The organism is Rathayibacter sp. VKM Ac-2927, from assembly GCF_022815525.1.
GTDB lineage: Bacteria > Actinomycetota > Actinomycetes > Actinomycetales > Microbacteriaceae > Rathayibacter > Rathayibacter festucae.
The window spans coordinates 617,901-638,757 of the sequence record NZ_JALGRT010000003.1; the positions used below are offsets into that span (position 1 = coordinate 617,901).

Here is a 20,857-nt window from a genome sequence, read left to right on the forward strand (position 1 = left end):
CCGGAAGGCGGTGACCGTGGCCGACACCGTCGAACTCGCCACCGCCTACCTCGCGCTCGTCCCCTCCATGGCAGGCGCGCAGGGCGTCATCGCGCAGGCGATCACGAAGGAAGCAGGGATCGCCGGAGACGCCGGCGGCAAGGAGGCCGGCGGCCGGTTCGGCGGGGCGCTCAAGGGCGCCCTGCCGATCGCGGCCATCGGCGCGACCCTCGGCGGCGCGTTCACCGGCTTCTACAAGGCGGGCGCCGTCTTCGACGACGTCTCCGACACCATCCGCGTCGGCACCGGCGCCACCGGCGAAGCACTCGCCGGGCTCGAGGACGACGCGAAGCGCGTCGCCGCCACGATCCCGACCAGCTTCGAGCAGGCCGGCGCGACCGTCTCCGACCTCAACACCCGCCTCGGCCTGTCCGGCGAGACCCTGCAGACCGTCGCGAAGCAGTACCTCGAGGCCGGCCGGATCCTCGACCAGGACGTCGACGTCCAGAAGACCACCGCCGCGTTCTCCGCCTTCCGCATCGAGGGCGACGCCGTCGAGGGCGGCATGGACGACCTCTTCCGGGTCTCCCAGGCCACCGGCGTCGGCATGAACGAGCTCGCGTCCGGTGTGCAGACCGTCGCGCCCGCGCTGCAGAACCTCGGCTTCGGGTTCGGCGACTCCGTCGCCCTCATGGGCACTCTCGACAAGGCGGGCCTGAACGCGACCGCCGTCCTCGGGTCCATGTCGAAGGGCATGATCACCCTCGCGAAGGACGGTGAGGAGCCGCAGGCCGCGTTCAAGCGCGTCACCGGCGAGATCCAGGGCTTCGTCGCCGCGGGCGACACCGCGGGTGCGCTTGACCTCGCCGGGAAGGTCTTCGGGACGAAGGGCGCCGCCCAGTTCGTCGGCGCCATCCAGTCCGGGAAGATCAACCTCGACGACCTGATGGGGTCCGCCGGCACCACTGAGGACACCATCCTCGGCGTCGGCAAGGCGACCGCTGACTTCGGCGAGTCCTGGACCATCGTCAAGAACAACGCCCTCCTCGCTCTCGAGCCGCTCGGCACCGCCGTCTTCAACCTCGCTGGCAACGGCATGGGGTTCCTCGCTGACCAGTCCATCGAACTCGGCCCGAAGATCGCAGGCGGCTTCGAGCAGGGCATCGAGGCGGCCACTGACCTCTTCTCGATCATCAAGACCGGCGAGGCAGACGGCGGCCTCGCCGCGTCCCTGCAGACCGAGGACGAGACCGGCCTGGTCTCGTTCCTGCAGGACGTCCGCGGCGGCGTCATCGCGATCTACGACCTCGTCATCGGCGGCGACTTCACCACCGGCTTCCAGAAGGCCTTCGACATCGACGAGGACGCCCCCATCGTGGGGTTCCTCCTCGGCGTCCGCGACGGCGCGATCACCCTCTTCGAGGCCATCGGCCCGCTCGCCGGGCAGGTCCTCGACCTGTGGACTTCGTTCTCCCCCCTGTCGCTGATCCTGCAGGCCATCCAGCCGATCCTCCCCGCCCTCATGGCGGCGTTCGGCGGGCTCGCGGCGACCGTTGGCGGGCTGCTCGTCACGGTCCTCTCGACCCTGATGACCGTCCTGCAGCCCATCGCCGAGGTCCTCATCGGCGCGCTCACCGGCGCGTTCTCGGCGCTGCTGCCCGTCATCCCCGTCATCGCGACGATCCTCGCGACCCTGATCGGCGTCTTCGCGCAGCTGCTCACCACGATCCTCCCGCCGCTGCTCGCGATCCTCGGGCCGCTCGTCGAGATGCTCGTCGGCCAGCTCGGCTCCGCGATCACGACCCTCATCCCGATCGTCCTCGCGATCGCCACCACCCTCGGCGACGTCCTCGGCCAGGTGCTCCTCGCGCTCGCGCCGCTGATCGCTCTCCTCGCCGGATTCATCGGGCAACTCCTGCAGGCCGTCCTCCCGCTGATCACCCCGATCCTCTCCCTCGTCGCCGCGCTGCTGCCGCTGCTCGAGCCGATCATCCAGCTCGTCGGCGCCCTGCTGACGCCGCTGATCGGGCTCCTCACGGCGCTGCTCGTGCCGATCCTCGCGCTCATCACGCCCCTCATCGACGGGCTCGCGTGGGCGCTCGGCATCGTCATCGGCGTCCTCGCGGTCCTCATCGACTGGATCGTCAAGGTCATCTCTTTCTTCGTCGACCTCGTCACCGGGGCCGGCACCGCAGGAGACGACCTCGTCGCGTTCTTCGAGGGCCTGCCCGACATGATCGGGGACGCCTTCGAGGCGCTCGGCCAGTGGCTCCTCGACGCGGGCGGCGCCGTCTGGCAGATGTTCGTCGACGGGCTCGTCGCCGCGGCGTCCGGGATCGGCGACGTCGTCGGCGACCTCATGGGCGGCGTCGCCGACTTCTTCCCCCACTCGCCCGCCAAGCGCGGCCCGTTCTCCGGCTCCGGCTGGACCGGGCTCCGCACCGCAGGCGAGGCCATCGGCGACCAGTTCGCCGGCGGCCTCGAGGCGAGCCAGGGCGTCGTCGGCGCGCAGATGGACGCGCTGCTCACCGTCCCCGACGCGCGCACCATCGTGCCGGCCATCGGTCTCTCCGACGCGCTCGCGCGCACCGCGGTCGCCGACCAGGCCGACCTCGCCGCGCGGCTCGGAGGCGAAGAGGGAGGGCCGCTCGTCGAGCAGCACATTCACACCAGCCCCGGCATGTCCGAGGAGACCGTCGGAACGGTCGCCGCGAACGCGATCAACTACGAGCTGAGAGGAGCGTGATGCGCACACCGAAGCTCACCGTCACGGTCGGCGCCGTCACTTTCCACGGGCGCGGCGCCGACCTCCCCGCGGCCGGCGGCTTCCTCATTGACCCCGTCGGCTTCACCGGCTGGGACGACGGCGTCGACGTCCGCCGCGATGACGTCGCCAAGCCCGAGGGGCACGGCTCCTTCGACGCCTCCGGCCGCCTCGGTCCCCGCACCGTCGCGCTCTCCGGCACCGCCCACGCGCCCAGCCCGGAAGAGCTCGACGCGCTCAAGGACCGCCTCACCGGACTCCTCGCCGACGGCGACGACGCGCTCATCCAGGTCCAGCGCGATAGCGGCTCGCTCTGGGGCCGCTGCCGCCTGGCCGCTCGCACCCGCTTCACCATCCGCAGCGGCACGCGCGCGAGCGTCGCCGACTGGCAGGTCCAGGTGTGGATGGCCGACCCTCGCAAGTACGGCGCCACCGAGACGTTCGAGCAGCGCGCCGCCTTCCACCGCGGGAACTTCCCCGCCCGTCCGATTCATCACATCCAAGGACTGCTCCCGAACGGCTACACGATCTTCGGGCCGACCGGCGAGTACACGGTCATCCGGGCGCTTGCCGCCGGCCACGAGCACACGATCGACATGCGCGACGGTTTCCTCCGCGTCGACGGGGTCGTCGACCTCGGCGGCGTGCGACGCGGCGACGTCTGGACTGTGCGCCCCGGCGAGCCGTACGAGTTCACCGCGACCGACCTCGCGGTCCTCAAGACCGAGGTCACCGACACCTACATCTGAGGAGGCCCCGATGGCCTGGCGGCACTTCATCTGCGACGGCCACTCCGGGCGATACCTCGCCGAGGTCACCGCCGAGGTCTCCGCCTCCTCGTTCAACCGGGTCATCAACGGCGTCTCCACCGGCTCGCACTCCTTCACCATCCGCCCGGACTCCGACCTTCCGTGGCGCGCGCTCGTGCTGCCGCTCTGGGACCGAATCTTCGTCTCCTCGTGGGAGGGGACGGTGAAGTACGCCGGCTACATCCACACCATCGACCCGTGGGCGCGCAGCTCGAAGACGTTCACCATCCGCACCTCTTGCGTCCGCGACTTCCTCAAGAACCGCTTCCTCTACCCCGTCGACGACGGCAGCTACCGCAACGGCACCCTCGAGGTGAAGGACCGCAGCTTCGCCGGCGCCGCCCGCGCACTCCTCGCCGCGGCGACCTCCGGGCACACCGCGAACTGGAACCTGCCCCTCGTGCTCCCCGAGGACGGCCCTGGCGTCGTCTCTCGCACCTGGTGGTACTACGAGGGCTGGACCGCGGAACGCGCGCTCACAGAGCTGCAGAGCACCAGCGACGGCCCTGACATCGACTTCGAGCCCCGCTGGACCATCTACGACCAGGCCGGCGCCTCGAACATCGAGTGGGTCGTCCGCTGCGGCACCCCGACGCTCCCCTCGAGCGCCCTCGACTTCAACCTCGACGCGCCCAACGTGCCCCTCACCGACGTCGTCTACCGCCTCAACGCCCAGCAGCTCCGCACCGGATCGGTCGCCTTCGGAAAGGGCTCCGAGGCCGACAAGCGCGTCGCCTTCGCGAACGGCCTCGAGGGCACCACGACGATGATCCGCGACCGCTCCGAGTCCTACCCCGAGATCGACGACGTCGACCACCTCCGCGGGCACGCGATGTCCGACCTGCGCTGGCAGCGCGAGCCGACCGAGCAGTGGCAGTACACCGCCCGCGGCGAGTACGAGCTCGACGTCCGCGACGAGCCCTCCGGCGTCCGCATCAAGAACACCCTCCTCGAGTCGATCCGCATCGGGAGCGTGATCCGCGTCTACACCGGCGGGGACCACCTCATCCCGCGCGGGTGGTATCCGCAGTACGTCATCGGCTACTCCTGCGACCTCACCTCCGCGGTGCCCCTGTCCGTCCAGCCGTGGAGGCCCTGATGCAGTACGACGACCTCGACAAGTCCGAGCTGCTGCGCCGCCTCGAGAAGCTCGAGCGGCTCGTCACCCAGGCCCCCATCGGCTACTCGTCCGTCACCCACGGCGCGCTGCGCATCCTCTCCGAAGAGGGCCTCGTCGTCGGAGAGGCCGAGGGCGAGAACGCCGGCCAGGGCTCGCAGAAGGTCTACGGCACGGTCGAGATCACCGGCACCCTCCGCGGCGACGGCACGATCGACTGGGACGGACCCGCCGACTTCACCGGCCGACTCGGCGTCACGGGCACGATGCACGTCACCGGCGGCGGCCGCATCGTCTCCTCCGACGTCGGCGACGTCAACTACTCGATGCAGATGTTCTACAAGGACGGCACCGGCAACGTCATCGCGTTCGGCGTCCCGATGGTCATCCAGGCGTGGTCGAGCGTCGTGCAGCTCAACGAGGACGCCCTCCGCATCTCGACCGTGGGCAACGCCTCCGTCCAGCTCAACAGGGACGGCCTACGCATCGAGGCCGGCGGCAACTCGATCACCATGAGCGAGGACAGCATGCAGATCGTCGGCAACGGCGGCGCGGCCGGGACGTGGCTCGAGTTCAAGGACGGCGACTTCTTCGTCCACAACCTCCCGACCAGCTGATGCCGACCGCTGACTGGCGGGCGTTCTACAACCCCGCGAACTTCACCACGCCGTTCCGCGCGCAGGGCCCCTTCTACTCGTCGTTCGGGCACCGCGGCCTCGACATCAACGCCTCCGCCCGCCGGCCGATCCCCGTCTGGGCGCCCGGCGACGTCTACGTCGTCAGCAGCACCGGCGGCCTCGGCCCCGTCGTCGGCATCCGCATTGACGACTCCGACAAGCGGGCCGCATGGGCGCACCTCTGGGGCATCACCGTCTCGGTCGGGCAGCACCTCGAGCCCGGCGACGTCGTCGGCTACGCCGCCGGCGCAGGCGACTTCCACGGCTCCGCATGGTCGGGCTCCCACAGCCACACCACGTACGGCTCGGCCGACGGCATCTGGCAGGGCATCACCGACGGCCTGATGGACCCGGACCCGGCGATCCGAGCGGCGCTCGCGGGCGACTGGCCCGACACCGGCGACGGCGGCGAGGAGCCTGGCGAGAATCCCAACGATCCCGGCGACCCCGGCGGCGGGAACCTCACCATTGGCGCCGACGGCCGCTTCACCCGGAGCGCCAACGGCGCCGGGAACGTCGGCCTCGGCGCCGACGGCCGCCTCACCCGCACAGACCGCGGCTCGGGCGACCTGCAGATCGATGCCAGCGGGCGCCTCTTCCGCGCGGCTTGACACGAGAGAGAGCACCATGCGCTACGACAACGCGAACGGCTTCCCCGTCATTGAGGACGACGACCGCGACCCGTGGGTTTCCTTCCGTCACCACCGCGCCCGCGGATCGGCCGGCGGCGTGGACCTCGTCGCGACCTACGGCACCACCCTCCGCGCCCCATGCCGGTCGGTCGTTGGCCTGATTCCGTGGGACGGGACCGGCGGCAACACGATCCGCTTCTGGCACCTCGACGAGGACGGCCGCCGCACCGGTGCGTACGACGAGTACCTGCACCTCTCGCGCTTCCTCGTGCCCGCCGGGACCGTCGTCGACTACGGCCAGCCCGTCGCGCTCTCCGGGGCGTCCGGCGTACTCCGCGGCGAGCGGCTGCTCTGGCGGTACGCCCCGCACCTGCACTGGCACCACTACGAGAAGGTCGGCGGTCCCCGCCTCAACCCGTGGGACTACTTCCGCGGCATCCCCATCACCACCCTGCCCAACACCTACACCCCAATCGAGGAGGACGACGTGTCGTTCGGAGAAGAGATCCCCTGGCGCGACGGCAAGCAGCCGGCGTGGGCCGTCATCCAGGCCGGCGCCATCAACGCCGAGCTCGCGGTCGCGAAGGCCGACCTGATGCTGCAGAAGCAGGACGTGCTGCTCGCGCGACTCGGGCAGCTCGACCTGATCCAGCACCGCGACGTCAGCGCCCCGCTCGACGTCGTGCTCGCGGATCTCCTCACGGGGGTGCAGAACACCGAGCGTCGCGTCGGTGACCTGCAGGCGGCGCAGGCGGCCAACCCCGTCCCGTCCGCGGTCGGCTGACCCGCGTGGACCGCTACCCGATCCCCGACGAGAAGCGCCGGCGCCTCGAGGCGCTCATCCGGATCATCGACATGGTCATCTACCTCGCGATCGTGGCGGGGGGCGTCTACGCGCTCTTCTTCACCCCGACGACCGTGGTCGTCGAGCTCGCAGGCTGGGACTGGCTCATCGGCGTCTGGTCGCTGCTGCTCCTCGTCGGCGGCGTGCTCGGCTTCGTCGGCCGCCTCACCCGCTACTGGGTGCTCGAGGTGCCAGCGGCGCCCGCCGCCGCGTTCGGGATCCTGATCTACCTCGTCATCCTCGGCCGCACCGCGTTCACCTCGATCACCGCCGCCGTCGCCACGACCCTCGTCTTCGTCGCGATGGTCGTCCTGCTCCGCCGATACGTCGAGCTGCAGATCTTCGCGTCCGACCCCACGCACCAGGACTTCCAGTCCCGCGTCGCCGAGGCGCTGCGGAGGCGAACTCAGAACATCGCGCCGCGCAGCGAGTAGGGAGCCCCGCAGTGCCGCCTATGGAGAACGTGAACGTGGTCGCCCTCGTCGTCGCCGTCCTCGGCGCCGGCGGCATCGGCGTCTTCTTTCGCGAGCTCGTGTCCATCATCACCCTCATCAAGACCGGCGTCTCCGCCAAGGAATCGAAGCGGAAGAACGACCTCGTCGCCCAGCGCGACCGCGAGTACGAACGCGCCGAAGCCGAAGCGCGCAACCGCCGCCGCATGGAAGAGCACGCGACCGTCATGCGCCGCGAGCTCATCCTCCGCGGCGTCGACCCCGACGACATCGAACGCTGGCCGCGCCTCGAATCCGTCCTCCCCGGCAGCGGAATCTCCGCACCCACCATCTCACCCAAGGAGTAATCCCGTGATCCAGAAGTACCTCGCCGCGCTGCTGCCCGGCTTCATCCTCATCTTCGGCGCACTGCAGACCGCGCTCGCCGACGAGCTCATCGACGACGTCGAGGCGGGCCAGCTGCTGGCCCTCGTCGCCGGCGCGATTACCACCTTCGGCGTCCCCCTGCTCAAGGGGCGGTGGGCCGGCGGCCTGAAGACCGGCGCCGCGATCCTCGCCGCGATCGCGACCCTGATCCTGCCGCTCATCTACGGCTTCACCTGGCAGGCCCTCGTCATCGTCGTCCTCGCTGCGCTCTCCGCGCTGGCGACCGAGATCGGCGTGAACGCCCGCCAGGACACCGAGCAGCGCGGACGCCACGAGGCGGGCCCGCTGCCCGTCGGCTTCACTGTCGATCCCGGACCCTCCGAGTCCGCCCGCGAAGCCTCCGTGAAGCGCATGCACAAGGAGCACGCCTTCCTCGGCCCTCGCCGCTGACCTGGTCAGCACGACGCACCCGTCGCCCGCGGCCGCGCGCGACACCTCCGAGCTCCACCCGGCCCCCGCCACTCCCGGCGGGGGCCTTCGCATGCCCGGCAGACGGGCGCCTGACGCCCGCTGAGGAGCATCACCATGCCCGGACCCACACCCGCCAAGTACGGCCCCGCCACGGACCTTTGGCCCGAGCGCACCCCGACGCGCGCTGAGGCCCTCACCTTCCCCGCCTCGCGCCAGAAGACCGTCGCGTTCACCCCGACCGCGATCGTCGACGCGCTGAAGAGCTTCACCGATGCCGAGTGGGACGCCGGCGTCGTCGTCTGGATGCTCCCCGGCACCGCGGCGCCCGACGGGGCCGGCGCGGGCTCGGACATCTGGATCGACTACGGGCGCACCGGCCGCAAGCGCCGGGCGCTCGTCATCAGCAGGGACGAATGGGGCTCCTGCACCTTCTCGAAGTCCGTGCGCATCCGGATGCCTGGCGTCGCCTTCGGCGCCATCGAGTTCAACGCGACCAACTACGCCCTCGGCTTGAACCGCGGCATCCTCCTCTCGGATATGACCGAGGGCGCCATTTTCAACATGGGCGAGCTCTGGTACTGGGGTGTCCAGTCCAGCGACAACAAGCCGACCTCGGGCGTCGAGCTCTGCAACCTGTCCATCCCGGACTCGACGCTCAAGCGGTACGTCAACAACAACATGGACGTCGCCGCGATCCGCTCCGGCGCGAACGCGAGCATCTCCGGCATCCTGATGAAGGGCCTCCACGTCGCGCCGGCGTTCCACGAAACGCCGAAGACGGAGGAGCAGCGCAAGAAGCCCTCGCACACCGACTCGTGCCAGGTGTCGGGCAACTCGCTGATGTCCAACTTCAAGTGGGTCCGCTCGATCATCTACGGCTCCACGAACGCCGCGATCCAGTCCACCGGAGCGCTGACCGGATACCACTTCGAGGACGTCCTCGTCGTCGGCACCCGGGCGACGAACATCGTCTACCCGCTGCCCGAGGACGCCGTCGGCTGGACCCTGGACGGATCCGGGCGGGTGAACCCGAACGCCCTGAACGGCGGGCCCACCGGCTGCACCGCGACCCGCCTCGTCGTGATCGGGACGGTCGGATCGTTCGACTTCCTCTGGCAGAAGGACTCCGTCCTGTCGGAGGCCCCGCAGTCCTCGCAGCAGCCGTCCAGCGGCGCCCAGTGGGGCGTCGACAACACGCTGCAGAACAAGCCGAAGTCGTGGTTCCTCGCCCAGGCTCCCGAGCAGACCCGCGAGTACCTCAAGGCCGTCTACGACAACGCCGCTATCCAGGCACCGACCAACCGGGCTCCGCTCGACTTCACCCTCGCGCAGCCGACGGTCACCACCTTCTCGGCCACCCTCACATGGGAGGCGTCCTCCGATCCCGAGGGGTCGCTCGTCAAGTACGACGTCGAGCGCACGCCCGGGGGCAGGGTGGGCAAGGCGCTCCTGACGACCACGTTCCGCGACTCGTCCGTCGAGAACGGCAACCAGTACATCTACCAGGTGTTCGCGGTCGACTCGGACGGCGTGCGGACCGGGTCCAACTCGCGCAGCGTCACGATCGGCTCGGAGACCCCGAGCGGCGAGCTGCCCGCTCCCGTGCTCTCGCTCGCGTCCATCACCCCCACCTCGGCGAAGATCTCCTGGACCGCATCGGCAGGCGCCGAAGGCTACGACGTGATGTCGGGTCCGACCGTGGTCCGCAAGGTCAGCCCGACGGTGCGTGCCTACGAGCTCACCGGCCTCACGCCCGGCGAGGAGTACAGCGTCTACGTGGTCGCCTGGTCCTCGACCGCCGGCCGGAAGTCGTCGAACATCCTCACCGAGGAGACGCCACTCAAGGCGGACCCGAGCCCGACCATCAAGGGCACGGTCGACGTGTGGGGCATGCTCACCGACTTCCGTCTCGTCTCGCTCGCCGGTCGCCAGGTCCGGCTCCGGTTCGCTCCCTCGGGCCCCGGCGTCGATGAGGGGCGCCTGTTCTCGAAGGTGCCCATCGAGGCAGTCGTCGCGGCAGACGGGGCGTTCAAGACGGCCCTCTACCCGACCATGACCGTCTCGCCGGAGGTCTGGTACACGCCCGAGATCAGCTACCTCGAGGCTGGTCAGGCGTCCCCGTACGAGCGGCTGCCGTGGAAGCTGCGCGTCCCCCGCACGGGCGGCCGGATCGGCGACCTGCTCCTCGCGCCGGCGCCGCCTGGCGTGATCGCTGTCGGGCTCGGCGAGCCGGACAAGATCTACCCCGCGTACATCGACCTCCTGACGGCGACCTACTACAAGAACGGAGTCCGCCAGTGACAGCAGAGATGGTCCCCGTCGGCGAGATCAAGGTCATGGGCGACGTGAGCGCCTCGATCCTGATCGGGACCGAGGGCACTCGCACGCAGCGCGCGATCGACGATCGCGTCCTGCCCATCGCCGAACAGGTGGTCTCCGAGAACCCGCAGGTGGTCGACGCTGCCGCGGCGCGGGTCGGAGCACTCAAGGCCTCCGAGCTCGAGCTCGTGCAGGGAAAGGGCCTCGTCAGCGACACCTCGACAGCCAAGGTGTCCTGGACCTTCCGCGAACCGCAGGCCGCCCTCCCGAGGTACGTCACGCCGACCGTTGTGCAGACGAGCACGAAGGACACCCCGGTCGGTGCGACCATCCCCGTCGTCAACCCGGCCACCGGGAAGCTCGACGGCGCGATCCTGCCGGACGGCCTCGCCCCCGACGACACCGGGGTCTCGTTGATCCTCGGTGCGCCGAGCTCAGCATCCGCCCGACTGCTCGCGCAGCAGTTCGGCGGGCGGCTGGTCTTCACCGACCCGCAGGCGGGCGGCGTCGGCGACGGCGCGACCGACAACACGGCCGCGTTCAACCGGGCGATGGTCCTGATCGGCGCGACCGGCGGGGAGGTCTTCTTCCCGCCGGGCGTCTACCGCATCGACGGCACCACGCTGCCCGTCCCGGGCGGTGTGACGCTGCGCGGAACGGGCATCCCGTACGCGGACCCGACCGACGCTATCGTGCGCTGCTCGGTCATCCGCGCTGGCGCCACCATGACGCGGCTGATCGAGCTCGGCGCGGACCCCACGTCCTCGCTCGCGACGAACACGTCGGCGTCGATGGTCGACCTCTTCGTCGACGGCCGTGACCTCGCCGACTACACCGTCCTCACGTCCGGGCGCCGGTGGATGATCGACCACTGCCTCATCTACTGGGGCCGACTGATCGGTCTCGAGGTCGAGGGGCAGAACGGCTCCTTCCACGGCTTCTCCACCGTCGCGCAGAACAACACCGGCTCCTGCATCCGAGTCACGCACGAGCCCGACAACAAGTTCTCGCACGGGCAGCTCCGCCAGCCCGGCCCCGACGGCGCCTGCATGATGATCCAGCCCATCGGGTCGTCGACGCTCGGCACCGGCAACATCCTCGTCGGCGACCTGCACATGTGGACCGGGCAGAACGGCGTCCCCACCCCGGGCTCGCTGATCACGCTCAAGCTCGACTCGTCGAAGACGATCGGCGGCGTCCACATCATCCGGAACCAGCTCGAGGGCGTCATCGGCGACCAGATCGTCATCATCGCCGACGGCACCTCGACCGCGCGGAACATCCTGATCGAGGCGAACAACGTCTTCCAGAACAGCGCGATCGTCGACAACTCGCGCAGCTTCCTCGCGATGAGCGGCACCGGCAAGATCCTCGACCTGTCCGTCGTCGGGAACATGCTCTACGGGCCGTCGACGACGAAGCGGTGGCGGTCGATCATCCACGACGCCGGCACCGGAGAACGCTCGCGGATGCTCCTCGCGAACAACGTCGGCCGCCGCGTGGTCACGCCCTGGACGAAGGCAGCCGGATCCGCCTGGTCCGGCCCCGAGCCCGGCATCAACGTCGGCATCGGCGCGGACGGGAACGAGTGGCGTACCCGCGTCGCCGACCGCACCACCCTCACCGGGGCCGACGGCGCGAAGACCGTCTTCACGGTCGCATCCGGGCTGCCGTTCCAGACCGCGCGCGCGATCAACCTGACCGCGATGTCGTCGGCCGCGGCGCGACCGCACTTCGTCGACCTCGCCGGCGGCACGCTCACCATCACCTTCGACGCGGCGCCCGCCGCCGGCGCGGACCTCCGCGTCGCCTACGACCTATGGCAGTGAAAGGACACACCCCATGCCACTCACCTACAACGGCGCAGTCGGAGACGACCTCGTCGCGATCCTCGCCGAGGTCAAGACCGAGTTCAACCGCCTCTCCGCCGGCACCGGATGGCGCGACATCTCGTCTCTCCTCGGCGCCGGATGGACGCTCGACGCGAACGGCTTCATCCGACTCATCCGTCGAGGCCAGCGCGCGACGATCGCCTTCGCGGGCCTGAACGGCTCGGCCTCGACGGTGTCGACGATCATCCCGACCGCCTCGCTCGCGGGCTTCCGGCCGGCCGTCGACGCGCGGGTCACCCTGTGGAGCTCGGCGACCCCTTACCTCGCCACCGTGTCCGCCTCGTCGAACGGCGGCGGGCTCACCACCTCGGCGAAGGTCGCTCACGGCTCGCAGCAGCAGGAGATCTCGTGGGAGGTCAACCCGACGCAGGCCTGGCCGACTGTCCTGCCCGGCTCGGCCGTCGCCTGACGACCGCTTCACGCACGAACGCCCCCTCGCTACTCCTTCGGGAGCGGCGAGGGGGCGTTCGTTCGGTTGTTGGCTCGACGCTAGAGTCACGGCATGGCAGCAGATCAGAACGGGATCCTCTTCGCCGAGGACATCATTCGGTACGAAGCCCGCTTCAATGACTTGGGGAAGGATGTCATCGGAAAGCAACCCTTCGGCCAGACCGCCGAGAAAGTCGGCCGCATCTTTGGTGATCTCCTTTCGATGCTATCTGCAGAAAACATCTGGGCTGTCGTTCAGGTTCGCTCGAACGTGATGGACGAGACGACCGATGGCGCCTTGAGGCAGATTGAAAGCCTCGCCGCCGCTTCGTCAGGTAGTGAAGCAGTAGATCGAATACTTGAGGTCGAAAGTTCCGCGGAGTCCCTTATCTTCTTCATTGAAGAGCAGATAATGAAGACAACTCGCTCTGGGACATTTCCGCCTGAATCGCTCAGGCTAATACGCAAATTCTCTGCGTTCCGCGTTCGTTTTGCGCTAATCGTTAGTGAAATCTCTACTTCGAATGAGCTTAATCGCCTGAGCGAGCGAGTTGATACGCAGGTAGGCCAAGCCATGGATGCGGCTAAGCGGGCAGAAACGGCAGCAGAAAATGCTGCCCGATCAGCGGGAGAGCGTGGAGCTACAGATCTACAAGCGGCCTTCAACAAGTACGCCACCGACGAGGACCGAACCTCGAAACGTTTTCGCAACGCGACCATGGTCGTGTTGGGTTTTGTTGTCCTGGCCGCAAGCGCGCTAGTTGCGGCCGAATATCTCATACCCGCAGATGGTAATGGGGTCTTTAGCTGGCGCCAGACTCTCTATCACCTTGCTTTTCTGTCCGCTCTATCTGCTTTGGCCGCTTATCTCGCGAGGCAAGCAACGCATCATCGGCAGTCCGCCGTCTGGGCCGAGGGCATCTCGGTTCAGCTCAAGTCTTTCTTGGCTTTTGTCGATCCAATGAACGATCAGCCCGCCCGGTCACGCGTCTACGAGGCGTTCGCTAAGCGCGTTCTCGGCTCTCCCCCTGATTTGGGGAAGACCGGCGACGAGACTGGCGCGAACCAGCTCCTGACGAGCCTCGCCGAGCTGATCGCCAAGCGTGCAAGCTGACTGAATGTGGCTACCGGCAATGCCCCGCGCGCGTCAGACCCAGGTGATGTCGGCGTCGGTGTCGGCGAGCCACGTGTCGACGTACTTGTGCAGCTTCCCGATCTTGTTGTCGCGAACCTTCACGGGCCGGCCGAGCTGCAGCGCGATCAGCATGCCGTGGAGGCGGTCGGTGACGACGGTCTCGCCCTGCGCCAGGAGCGCGAGCCCGGTGGCGAGGCGGCGGCGCGAGCGGGGCTCCCAGAGGCCGTTCGCGGTCGGGATCGCGGAGCGGAGGAACGGCAGCTCCTTGGTCCGATGGGTGAGCCACGCGGACGCGCGGGTGACGGGCTGATCCTTCGGCCAGTCGATGCCTTCGCCGAGGCCGCCGGCGGACTCGGGGTCGCGGCGGATGAGCCGGACCTCCTTCTGCGTCGGCTCCGGCGCCGGGACACGGCCGAGCATGTGCACGGCGTCGGGCGAAAGGATGAGCCCCTCGACGTCGTCCTTGAGGTCGTCGTAGGAGGCGTGGTCGCGGACCGCGATGCGCAGCTGCTTCCGGGGCGCCATGCGTCGCATGAACTCGTCGCGGTCGGCCGGGGACGCCCAGTGGATCGACTGCGGCCCCTGGATCAGCATCGTCTCGGCGGGGAGGCGCTCGGCGAGGCTGTAGCGGTGCTCGCTGTGCTCCTTGTAGAGGCCGCCGAAGTTGCCGCCGCCGTTGATGTAGACGGGGTCGGTCGCGGAGTACAGCCGGGGCGGCATCGTGTGGAAGGACGACGTCGAGAGGATGTCGAGCTTCCGCCAGTGCCAGTACCGGTACTGGCCCTGCGCGATCGCGGAGTCGCCGATGTTCGCGTAGTCGGGGAAGTCGGTGAAGTGCAGGCGCGAGGCGTCGCCGTGGAGCAGGTGCAGGGCGTCCTTGGTGCGCTCGAGCATCGTCGGGGCGTAGTCCATCGTCATCCGTTCTCTGTGGGTGGGGCTCAGCCTAGGGCGGAGCGGCTGTCGGTCGTTGGTCCTACGGTCGGGGCCATGGCGCACCACTGGACTCCGATGAGCATGGTTCGGCGGTCAGTACTCCCGAACGAGTGGTGGGTGGGCGACAAGCGCGAGCACCTCGGCTGGATCCGCCTCGTCGACTACCAGGGCCTCCCGACGTACGTGTGCGTGACCCGCCGCGACGAGTGGGTCGTCGGCGGCGGCGACACCCTGCGCGACGCCGCGGAGGCGTTCCTCGCGTGGAGCCGGGCGGAGCGCTGATGTCGGTGGTCGGGCGCAGGATCGTCGGATGGGAGTCGCCTACAATCCGAACCACCCGCACCGCCCCCGCGGCTACGTCGACTCGTCCGTGCAGGCCTACCGCGACGCCGGCGAGGAAGCGCCCTGGCTGCTCGCGTGGAAGGACGGCCGGGTGATGGTCGACCCGGAGACGGGCCGGTACCGCTACGACGACGAGGTGCGCGCGGAAGCCGACCGGCGCGGCCGCGGGGGCCGGCGCGCGTGACCGATCTCGAAGTCCTGGCGTTCGCGTCCGGCTACGGCCAGGGCGCGGCTGATAAGGACGAGATCCGGCGAGCGTTCGGCAGCCCGGCGCGCTTCTACCAGCGGCTCTCGCGCGTCCTCGAGAGCCCGGCCGCCGTCGAGGCCGACCCGCAGCTCGTGTACCGGCTGCGGCGCATCCGCAACCAGCGTTCGCAGACGCGAGCTGCGCGGGGTTTCCGATGAGTAAGCGATGGCTGGTCGTGTCGAGCGACCCGCGGGACCGGCCGGATCCCAGTGATTCCGTGCCCCCGGCAGGACTCGAACCTGCGACCGTCAGATTAGAAGGCTGCTGCTCTATCCGCTGAGCTACGGGGGCGTCTCGCCAGGCTACTACGGCGCCTTCACGAGGCGGCGTCGCCACGGCGCCGGCAGCGGGGCCGGGTCAGGCGCCCTGCACGAGACCCAGCACGCCGACGACCAGGGAGACGACGGCGAGCAGCAGCGAGATCCCGATCAGGATCGTGTGGACGCGGAGGAAGGTCGTGGCGCGGCCGGACGCGTCGCGGGCCCGCGGGTCCTTCCGCACCCGGCGGAGGAACGGCGGCCAGACGACGGCGTTCCAGACGGCGTTGGCGATCAGCAGCACGCAGACGAGGATCATCACGGAGATCGATTCTAGGAGGCGCTCCCCGCCGCCCCGGCCGTGTCGGTGGCCGCGGATAGACTTCGGCGCATGAGTAGCGCCCCCGACCGTCTTGTCTGGATCGACTGCGAGATGACGGGACTCGACCTCGCCGTCGACGAGCTCGTCGAGATCGCCGTGATCGTCACCGACTTCGATCTCGAACCCCTCGACGAGGGGCTGTCGATCGTCATCCGCCCCGACGCGTCGGCGCTGGAGAACATGGGCGACTTCGTCCGGAACATGCACGAGACCTCGGGGCTCCTGAAGGAGATCCCGAATGGCGTGAGCGTCGCCGAGGCCGAGTACGAGGTGCTCGAGTACGTGCTCAAGCACGTCCCCGCCGAGCAGCAGGCGCCGCTCGCCGGCAACTCCATCGGCACCGACCGGGCGTTCCTGGTCAAGTTCATGCCGCGTCTCGACGCGCACCTGCACTACCGCAACGTCGACGTCTCGACCGTGAAGGAGCTGGCTCGCCGCTGGTTCCCGCGCATCTACTTCAACGCCCCGGCCAAGCACGGCGGCCACCGCGCCCTCGCCGACATCCTCGAGAGCATCCGCGAGCTCCGCTTCTACCGCCGGGCCGTCTTCGTCCCCGAGCCGGGCCCCACCTCCGCCGAGGTGCAGGCCGTCTCGGCCGCCATCGTGGACGAGTTCGCCTCGCGGATGTAGTACTCTCGTACAGTTGCTTCGCGGGTTCGCCCCGCGGAACACCGTCCTGGTGGGTATAGCTCAGTTGGCAGAGCGCCTGGTTGTGGTCTAGGAGGTCGCGGGTTCGAGCCCCGTTACTCACCCCAGTTGTATGAGAACCAGTTCGGAAGGCCCGGAGTCGATGGCTCCGGGCCTTCCGTCTTTCCGCCGCCGGAGATCCGACCGCTCCCCTACCCGATCGATGACGAGAGGCCAGGCGATGCTCACCCTCGACGAGGCCGAGTTCGAGACGCTGGTCGTCGCCGAGCTCGACGCCCTCCCGGACGACATGGTCGACGGGCTCGAGAACGTGGTCTTCGTCGTCGAGGACCGCCCCGAGGACGGCTCGCTCGACCTGCTCGGCCTCTACGACGGCGTCGCGCTGACCGAGCGCGAGCGCTACGGCTTCGGCGAGATGCCCGACCGGATCATCCTCTACCGCGAGCCGCACCTCGCCGCCTGCGAGACCCTCGACGAGCTGCGCGACGAGATCCACGTCACCCTCGTGCACGAGATCGCGCACTTCTACGGCATCGACGACGACCGGCTGCACGAGCTCGGCTGGGCCTGACCCCTCAGCGGGGAGGAACAGCCTCCGGGTCGCTCGAGTCGAGCACCAGGTCGGCGCCCTCGCGGGGACGCTCCCGTTCGCAGTAGCGCCGGAACTGCTCGTCCCAGGAGTCCCAGTGCGGTTCGAAGAGCGCGCCGTCGCGGGCGAGCGCGCGCTGCTTCCGCTGCGCCTCGTCCGCCTCGATCCAGACGGTGAGATCGGCGAAGCGCCGGCTCCGCTCCCCCGCGGCGCCGCAGCCCTCGAGCAGGAGGAGCGGTGCCTCGGCGGCGCGCGGGCCAGCGGTCGTGTCGGCCGCCCAGTTCCAGGCCTGCCAGCGCGCGCCGAGCCCGAGCGCGTGCGGCCGGACGATCCGGTCCGCCGCGATCGCGACCGAGCGGTCCAGCCCCGACCAGCCGGGGTAGACGTCGTCCATCCGCACGAGCGTCGCCGCAGGAGCGCGGGCGGACCGCGACAGCTCCGCCAGCAGCGCCAGCGCGAACGTCGACTTCCCCGAGCCGCTCGGGCCGTCGAGCAGCACCGTGCGCGCGCGGCGGGCGACGAGGCCGACGGCGAGTGTCCGCGCGGTCGCCCCGGTGAGCTGCCGCGGGTCAGCCATTCAGCACAAAGCTCCAGGCGCCGGTCAGCACGGCCGCGGTGACCGCGACCGCCGCGATCGCCGCTCCGCCCAGCACCAGCAGCACGTCGAACGCGCCCAGGCGCGACTCCCGCGCCCAGGTGCGCGGCGTGCCCGAGCCGAAGCCCTTCGCCTCCATCGCCGTGGCCAGGCGGCTGCCGCGCCGGATCGCCAGCACCAGCAGCGAGAAGCTGCGGGCACCGAGGCTCTTGAGCGCGGCGGTCGGTCCGCGTCCGTCGGCCACGCCCCGCGCCCGGCGCGCCATCGCGAGGGTGCGCCAGTCGTCGGTGAGCAGGCCGACGAGCCGCATCCCGGCCAGGCCTCCGAGGACGAAGCGCGCCGGGAGCCGGAGGATCTGCGCGAGCCCGTCCGCGAGATCCGTCGGATCGGTCGTCGCGATCAGCACGACGCTCGGCAGGCCGATGGCGAGCACGCGCAGGGCGATCGCGGCGCCGAGGGCGACGGAGCCCTCCGTGACGGAGACGAAGAGGAACTGCCCCAGCACGGCGCCGCTGTCGCGGCCGTAGAGCACCGTCGTCACGCCGGCCAGCGGGGCCGCGATCCAGATCGGCGCGGTGCGGCGCACCAGGTCGCCGGGACGCAGACCGACGAAGGGCAGCACGAGCAGCTCGAGGACGAGCGCGGTGGCCGCGGACACGACGTCGACCGTCAGGATCAGGACGACGGCGATGACGAGGCTCGCGACGAGTTTCGCGACGGGGTTGGCACGGGCGATGCGGCCGCGGGCCGGGATCGCGTCCAGGAGCGTCATCCGGTCACCACCGTCGGCTCACCGAGGCGCACCACCGCGTCGGCGAGGGCCGACACCAGGTGCTCGTCGTGAGTGACGGCGAGCACGGCGCGGCCGTCCGCGCGCAGCCCGGCCAGCAGGTCGACGACCACGTCCCAGGTCCGTCGGTCCTGGCCGAAGGTGGGCTCGTCCAGCACAACGACCGCCGGCCGCCGGACCAGCGCCGACGCGACGGTGAGCCGCCGCTTCTCACCGCCGGACAGGGTGAACGGGTTCGCCTCGGCGAGGTGCGCGAGGCCGAGGCGTTCGAGCAGCTCGTCGGCGCGGCGCCGCTCCACCTGGTCCCGAGCGCCGAGGTGCAGCTCCTGGCGGACCCGCGCCGTGAGGAACTGGTGCTCCGGCTCCTGGAAGACCATCGCGACCCGGTCGGCGAGCTGCCGCGAGCTCCAGCGGTGCGGGTGCGGCGACGCTCCGTCGCGCACCGCCGGCGAGGCCACGACCTCTCCCCCGGCCGGCGGGAGGAGACCGGCGAGCGTCAGGGCGAGCGTGGACTTGCCCGCGCCGTTCGGGCCGAGGACGGCGGTCACCCGTCCGGCGTCGATCGCCAGGTCGAGGCCCGTCGCGATGAGGGGCGGCGGGCGGCCGAACACGGGGCGGGCGAGATCGAGCGCGGCGGCGGTGAGGGCGGTCGATGCGGGTGCCGGTGACTCGACGCGCCGCTCCGGGTGCTCGCCGGGGAGCCAGACACCCGCTGCCACGAGGACGCTGCGGGCGCGCTCGATCACCGGGCGCGGCTCGCCGTCCGCGACGACCGTGCCGTCGGCGCCGAGCACGACGATCCGATCGACCAGATCGATCCAGACGTCGACGCGGTGCTCGACGACGATCAGGGTGGCGCCGGTGCGCGCCGTGGTCCGCTCGACCGCGGAGCGCACCTCCTCGACCCCGCGCGGATCGAGGTTCGCGGTCGGCTCGTCGAGCAGCAGGAGGCGGGGCTGCATCGCGAGGACGCCGGCGAGGGCGAGCCGCTGCTTCTGCCCGCCCGAGAGCGCGGACGTCGAGCGGTCGAGGGCGACGTCGAGACCGACGTCGTCGAGCGCGCGACGGACTCGCGCCGGGATCTCCGCGCGCGGCACCCCGAGGTTCTCGCAGGCGAAGCCGACGTCGTCGCCGACGCGGGCCAGCACGGCCTGTGTGTCCGGGTCCTGGAGGACGAGTCCGGCCACTCCGCGGCGCTCCGCCGGAGAGGCACCGTCGATGCTCAGCTCGCCCTCGTCGGCGCCGTCCTCCTCGCCGCCGAGCACCCCGGCCAGCGCGTGCAGGAGCGTGCTCTTGCCCGCCCCGGACGGACCGAGGAGCAGGACGCGCTCGCCCGGCTGCACCTCGAGGTCGAGCCCGGTCACGGCCGCGGTCGACCGGCCCGCGTGGCGCCAGCTCCAGCCGCGGGCCCGGATCGACGCGCCGCTCATCGAGCGCCCGCGCCCGCCCCCTCGACCACGCGGCCCTCCCGCCCGGAGACGAAGCGGTCCAGCGCCCCGGAGGCGGCGAGGCCGCGCACTGCGAACCAGGGCAGGAGCCCGGCCAGCACGGCGCCGGAGACGAGAGACGAGACCACGTAGACCGTCCGGAACAGGCCGTCGACGGCGGGGTAGTAGATCAGCAGGTCGTTGACAGCGAGGGCGAGGCCCGCGCCCGCTCCGGCGAGCATCGCGACGAGCGGACGGCCGCTGCGGTAGAGGAAGAGGGCGAGCACGATCTCGGCGCCGAGACCCTGGACGAGTCCGGAGAGCAGGACGAGGAAGCCCCACTGCGTGCCGATCAGGGCCGAGACGACCGCGGCGAGCAGCTCGGTGTAGAGCGCCGCGCCCGGCTTGCGGATGATGAGGCCGCCGAGGACGCCGGCGAAGAGCCAGCCGCCGCCGAGGAGGCCGCCGAGGCCGGGGAGGAACTCGAAGGCGACGCCGAGGACGTTGGTCGCGAGACCCCACGCCCAGAAGACGATGCCGGCGGCGACGGCCACGACGCTGGCCACGACGATGTCGACGACCCGCCAGCGGATATCCCGGGGACGGCCGGCGGAGGAGGCCTTCGTGGGACCGGAGGTGGTCTGCGCTGCTGAGTTCTCCGCGGAGGTGTTCTGCGCTGCTGAGTTCTGCGCTGCGTTGTTCTGCGCTGGTGTGTTCTGCACTGACGTGCCCTTTCGTGGAAGCGAAACGGGGCACGGGTC

General features: G+C 70.3%; 24 protein-coding genes and 2 tRNA genes. 19 read left to right on the forward strand and 7 right to left on the reverse strand.

The window, feature by feature from the left end:
* Positions 1-16 precede the first annotated feature (16 nt).
* The 13 genes from MT353_RS12070 (at position 17) to MT353_RS12130 (ending at position 13,865) form a co-directional block, all read left to right on the forward strand.
* Positions 17-2,725, forward strand: coding sequence for a phage tail tape measure protein (locus tag MT353_RS12070; RefSeq protein ID WP_243624604.1), 2,709 nt, complete (start codon positions 17-19; stop codon positions 2,723-2,725).
* Complete coding sequence (locus MT353_RS12075; RefSeq protein ID WP_243624605.1) at positions 2,725-3,492, forward strand: hypothetical protein; 768 nt, start codon at positions 2,725-2,727, stop codon at positions 3,490-3,492. Before MT353_RS12070 ends, MT353_RS12075 begins: the two co-directional genes overlap by 1 nt.
* 10 nt (positions 3,493-3,502) lie before the next feature.
* Positions 3,503-4,651: a hypothetical protein gene (locus tag MT353_RS12080; protein ID WP_243624606.1), complete on the forward strand. Its 1,149-nt coding sequence runs from the start codon at positions 3,503-3,505 to the stop codon at positions 4,649-4,651.
* A complete protein-coding gene (locus MT353_RS12085) occupies positions 4,651-5,286 on the forward strand; it encodes a hypothetical protein (protein ID WP_243624607.1) in 636 nt (211 codons plus the stop codon). The genes MT353_RS12080 and MT353_RS12085 overlap by 1 nt, the downstream gene beginning before the upstream one ends.
* A complete protein-coding gene (locus tag MT353_RS12090) occupies positions 5,286-5,957 on the forward strand; it encodes a M23 family metallopeptidase (protein WP_243624608.1) in 672 nt (223 codons plus the stop codon). The genes MT353_RS12085 and MT353_RS12090 overlap by 1 nt, the downstream gene beginning before the upstream one ends.
* Before the next feature lie 16 nt (positions 5,958-5,973).
* Positions 5,974-6,762 carry a M23 family metallopeptidase gene (locus MT353_RS12095; RefSeq protein WP_243624609.1) on the forward strand — a complete coding sequence of 263 codons (789 nt, stop codon included), beginning with the start codon at positions 5,974-5,976 and terminating at the stop codon, positions 6,760-6,762.
* Positions 6,763-6,767: 5 nt separating this feature from the next.
* Complete coding sequence (locus MT353_RS12100) at positions 6,768-7,256, forward strand: hypothetical protein (protein WP_243624610.1); 489 nt, start codon at positions 6,768-6,770, stop codon at positions 7,254-7,256.
* Positions 7,257-7,291: 35 nt separating this feature from the next.
* On the forward strand, positions 7,292-7,621 hold the full coding sequence (locus MT353_RS12105; RefSeq protein ID WP_243624611.1) for a hypothetical protein: 330 nt from the start codon (positions 7,292-7,294) through the stop codon (positions 7,619-7,621).
* Between the two features lie 4 nt (positions 7,622-7,625).
* On the forward strand, positions 7,626-8,090 hold the full coding sequence (locus tag MT353_RS12110; protein WP_243624612.1) for a hypothetical protein: 465 nt from the start codon (positions 7,626-7,628) through the stop codon (positions 8,088-8,090).
* A gap of 135 nt (positions 8,091-8,225) precedes the next feature.
* A complete protein-coding gene (locus tag MT353_RS12115; protein WP_243624613.1) occupies positions 8,226-10,412 on the forward strand; it encodes a fibronectin type III domain-containing protein in 2,187 nt (728 codons plus the stop codon).
* Positions 10,409-12,259, forward strand: a complete 1,851-nt coding sequence (locus tag MT353_RS12120; protein ID WP_243624614.1) for a glycoside hydrolase family 55 protein — start codon at positions 10,409-10,411, stop codon at positions 12,257-12,259. The genes MT353_RS12115 and MT353_RS12120 overlap by 4 nt, the downstream gene beginning before the upstream one ends.
* A gap of 13 nt (positions 12,260-12,272) precedes the next feature.
* Positions 12,273-12,731: a hypothetical protein gene (locus tag MT353_RS12125; RefSeq protein ID WP_243624615.1), complete on the forward strand. Its 459-nt coding sequence runs from the start codon at positions 12,273-12,275 to the stop codon at positions 12,729-12,731.
* Between the two features lie 93 nt (positions 12,732-12,824).
* Positions 12,825-13,865 carry a hypothetical protein gene (locus tag MT353_RS12130; RefSeq protein WP_243624616.1) on the forward strand — a complete coding sequence of 347 codons (1,041 nt, stop codon included), beginning with the start codon at positions 12,825-12,827 and terminating at the stop codon, positions 13,863-13,865.
* A gap of 33 nt (positions 13,866-13,898) precedes the next feature.
* Here MT353_RS12130 and MT353_RS12135 read toward each other — a convergent pair whose 3' ends face one another.
* Positions 13,899-14,804 carry a polysaccharide pyruvyl transferase family protein gene (locus tag MT353_RS12135; protein ID WP_243624617.1) on the reverse strand — a complete coding sequence of 302 codons (906 nt, stop codon included), beginning with the start codon at positions 14,802-14,804 and terminating at the stop codon, positions 13,899-13,901.
* Positions 14,805-14,936: 132 nt separating this feature from the next.
* Between MT353_RS12135 and MT353_RS12140 the strand changes: the two genes are divergently transcribed.
* The 3 genes from MT353_RS12140 to MT353_RS12150 are packed head-to-tail and all read left to right on the forward strand — an operon-like array spanning position 14,937 to position 15,566.
* Entirely contained in the window at positions 14,937-15,101 is a 165-nt protein-coding gene (locus MT353_RS12140; RefSeq protein ID WP_243624618.1) for a hypothetical protein, read from the forward strand.
* A 28-nt stretch (positions 15,102-15,129) separates the two neighbouring features.
* Positions 15,130-15,345: a hypothetical protein gene (locus MT353_RS12145; RefSeq protein ID WP_243624619.1), complete on the forward strand. Its 216-nt coding sequence runs from the start codon at positions 15,130-15,132 to the stop codon at positions 15,343-15,345.
* A complete protein-coding gene (locus MT353_RS12150; RefSeq protein WP_243624620.1) occupies positions 15,342-15,566 on the forward strand; it encodes a DUF3263 domain-containing protein in 225 nt (74 codons plus the stop codon). Before MT353_RS12145 ends, MT353_RS12150 begins: the two co-directional genes overlap by 4 nt.
* Before the next feature lie 60 nt (positions 15,567-15,626).
* Here the strand turns inward: MT353_RS12150 and MT353_RS12155 are convergent.
* Both MT353_RS12155 and MT353_RS12160 read right to left on the reverse strand, forming a co-directional pair.
* Positions 15,627-15,699: transfer RNA gene (locus MT353_RS12155), tRNA-Arg, on the reverse strand.
* Positions 15,700-15,765: 66 nt separating this feature from the next.
* Positions 15,766-15,984 (reverse strand): SCO4848 family membrane protein, encoded by a 219-nt coding sequence (locus MT353_RS12160; RefSeq protein WP_123445775.1) that lies wholly within the window; start codon positions 15,982-15,984, stop codon positions 15,766-15,768.
* Between the two features lie 72 nt (positions 15,985-16,056).
* Between MT353_RS12160 and orn the strand changes: the two genes are divergently transcribed.
* The 3 genes from orn (at position 16,057) to MT353_RS12175 (ending at position 17,266) form a co-directional block, all read left to right on the forward strand.
* Complete coding sequence (gene orn, locus MT353_RS12165) at positions 16,057-16,677, forward strand: oligoribonuclease (protein WP_243624621.1); 621 nt, start codon at positions 16,057-16,059, stop codon at positions 16,675-16,677.
* 49 nt (positions 16,678-16,726) lie between these two features.
* Positions 16,727-16,802: transfer RNA gene (locus tag MT353_RS12170), tRNA-His, on the forward strand.
* 113 nt (positions 16,803-16,915) lie between these two features.
* Entirely contained in the window at positions 16,916-17,266 is a 351-nt protein-coding gene (locus tag MT353_RS12175; protein WP_123445773.1) for a metallopeptidase family protein, read from the forward strand.
* Between the two features lie 4 nt (positions 17,267-17,270).
* On the opposite strand, the gene MT353_RS12180 is transcribed toward MT353_RS12175, so the two are convergent.
* Genes MT353_RS12180 through MT353_RS12195 form a run of 4 tightly spaced genes read right to left on the reverse strand, consistent with a single transcriptional unit; the run spans position 17,271 to position 20,818 of the window.
* Positions 17,271-17,861 carry an ATP-binding protein gene (locus MT353_RS12180; RefSeq protein ID WP_243624622.1) on the reverse strand — a complete coding sequence of 197 codons (591 nt, stop codon included), beginning with the start codon at positions 17,859-17,861 and terminating at the stop codon, positions 17,271-17,273.
* Entirely contained in the window at positions 17,854-18,651 is a 798-nt protein-coding gene (locus MT353_RS12185; protein ID WP_243624623.1) for an energy-coupling factor transporter transmembrane protein EcfT, read from the reverse strand. Before MT353_RS12185 ends, MT353_RS12180 begins: the two co-directional genes overlap by 8 nt.
* Positions 18,648-20,099 carry an ABC transporter ATP-binding protein gene (locus MT353_RS12190; protein WP_243624624.1) on the reverse strand — a complete coding sequence of 484 codons (1,452 nt, stop codon included), beginning with the start codon at positions 20,097-20,099 and terminating at the stop codon, positions 18,648-18,650. Before MT353_RS12190 ends, MT353_RS12185 begins: the two co-directional genes overlap by 4 nt.
* A complete protein-coding gene (locus tag MT353_RS12195) occupies positions 20,096-20,818 on the reverse strand; it encodes an ECF transporter S component (RefSeq protein WP_374204709.1) in 723 nt (240 codons plus the stop codon). Before MT353_RS12195 ends, MT353_RS12190 begins: the two co-directional genes overlap by 4 nt.
* Positions 20,819-20,857: the final 39 nt, after the last annotated feature.

Coding starts and splice junctions, on each gene's coding strand:
- MT353_RS12075 (WP_243624605.1), top strand. CDS start 2,725: ATGCGCACACCGAAGCTCACCGTCACGGTCGGCGCCGTCACTTTCCAC.
- MT353_RS12080 (WP_243624606.1), top strand. CDS start 3,503: ATGGCCTGGCGGCACTTCATCTGCGACGGCCACTCCGGGCGATACCTC.
- MT353_RS12085 (WP_243624607.1), top strand. CDS start 4,651: ATGCAGTACGACGACCTCGACAAGTCCGAGCTGCTGCGCCGCCTCGAG.
- MT353_RS12090 (WP_243624608.1), top strand. CDS start 5,286: ATGCCGACCGCTGACTGGCGGGCGTTCTACAACCCCGCGAACTTCACC.
- MT353_RS12095 (WP_243624609.1), top strand. CDS start 5,974: ATGCGCTACGACAACGCGAACGGCTTCCCCGTCATTGAGGACGACGAC.
- MT353_RS12115 (WP_243624613.1), top strand. CDS start 8,226: ATGCCCGGACCCACACCCGCCAAGTACGGCCCCGCCACGGACCTTTGG.
- MT353_RS12125 (WP_243624615.1), top strand. CDS start 12,273: ATGCCACTCACCTACAACGGCGCAGTCGGAGACGACCTCGTCGCGATC.
- MT353_RS12130 (WP_243624616.1), top strand. CDS start 12,825: ATGGCAGCAGATCAGAACGGGATCCTCTTCGCCGAGGACATCATTCGG.
- MT353_RS12135 (WP_243624617.1), bottom strand. CDS start 14,804: ATGACGATGGACTACGCCCCGACGATGCTCGAGCGCACCAAGGACGCC.
- MT353_RS12145 (WP_243624619.1), top strand. CDS start 15,130: ATGGGAGTCGCCTACAATCCGAACCACCCGCACCGCCCCCGCGGCTAC.
- MT353_RS12160 (WP_123445775.1), bottom strand. CDS start 15,984: ATGATCCTCGTCTGCGTGCTGCTGATCGCCAACGCCGTCTGGAACGCC.
- orn (WP_243624621.1), top strand. CDS start 16,057: ATGAGTAGCGCCCCCGACCGTCTTGTCTGGATCGACTGCGAGATGACG.
- MT353_RS12175 (WP_123445773.1), top strand. CDS start 16,916: ATGCTCACCCTCGACGAGGCCGAGTTCGAGACGCTGGTCGTCGCCGAG.
- MT353_RS12180 (WP_243624622.1), bottom strand. CDS start 17,861: ATGGCTGACCCGCGGCAGCTCACCGGGGCGACCGCGCGGACACTCGCC.
- MT353_RS12185 (WP_243624623.1), bottom strand. CDS start 18,651: ATGACGCTCCTGGACGCGATCCCGGCCCGCGGCCGCATCGCCCGTGCC.
- MT353_RS12190 (WP_243624624.1), bottom strand. CDS start 20,099: ATGAGCGGCGCGTCGATCCGGGCCCGCGGCTGGAGCTGGCGCCACGCG.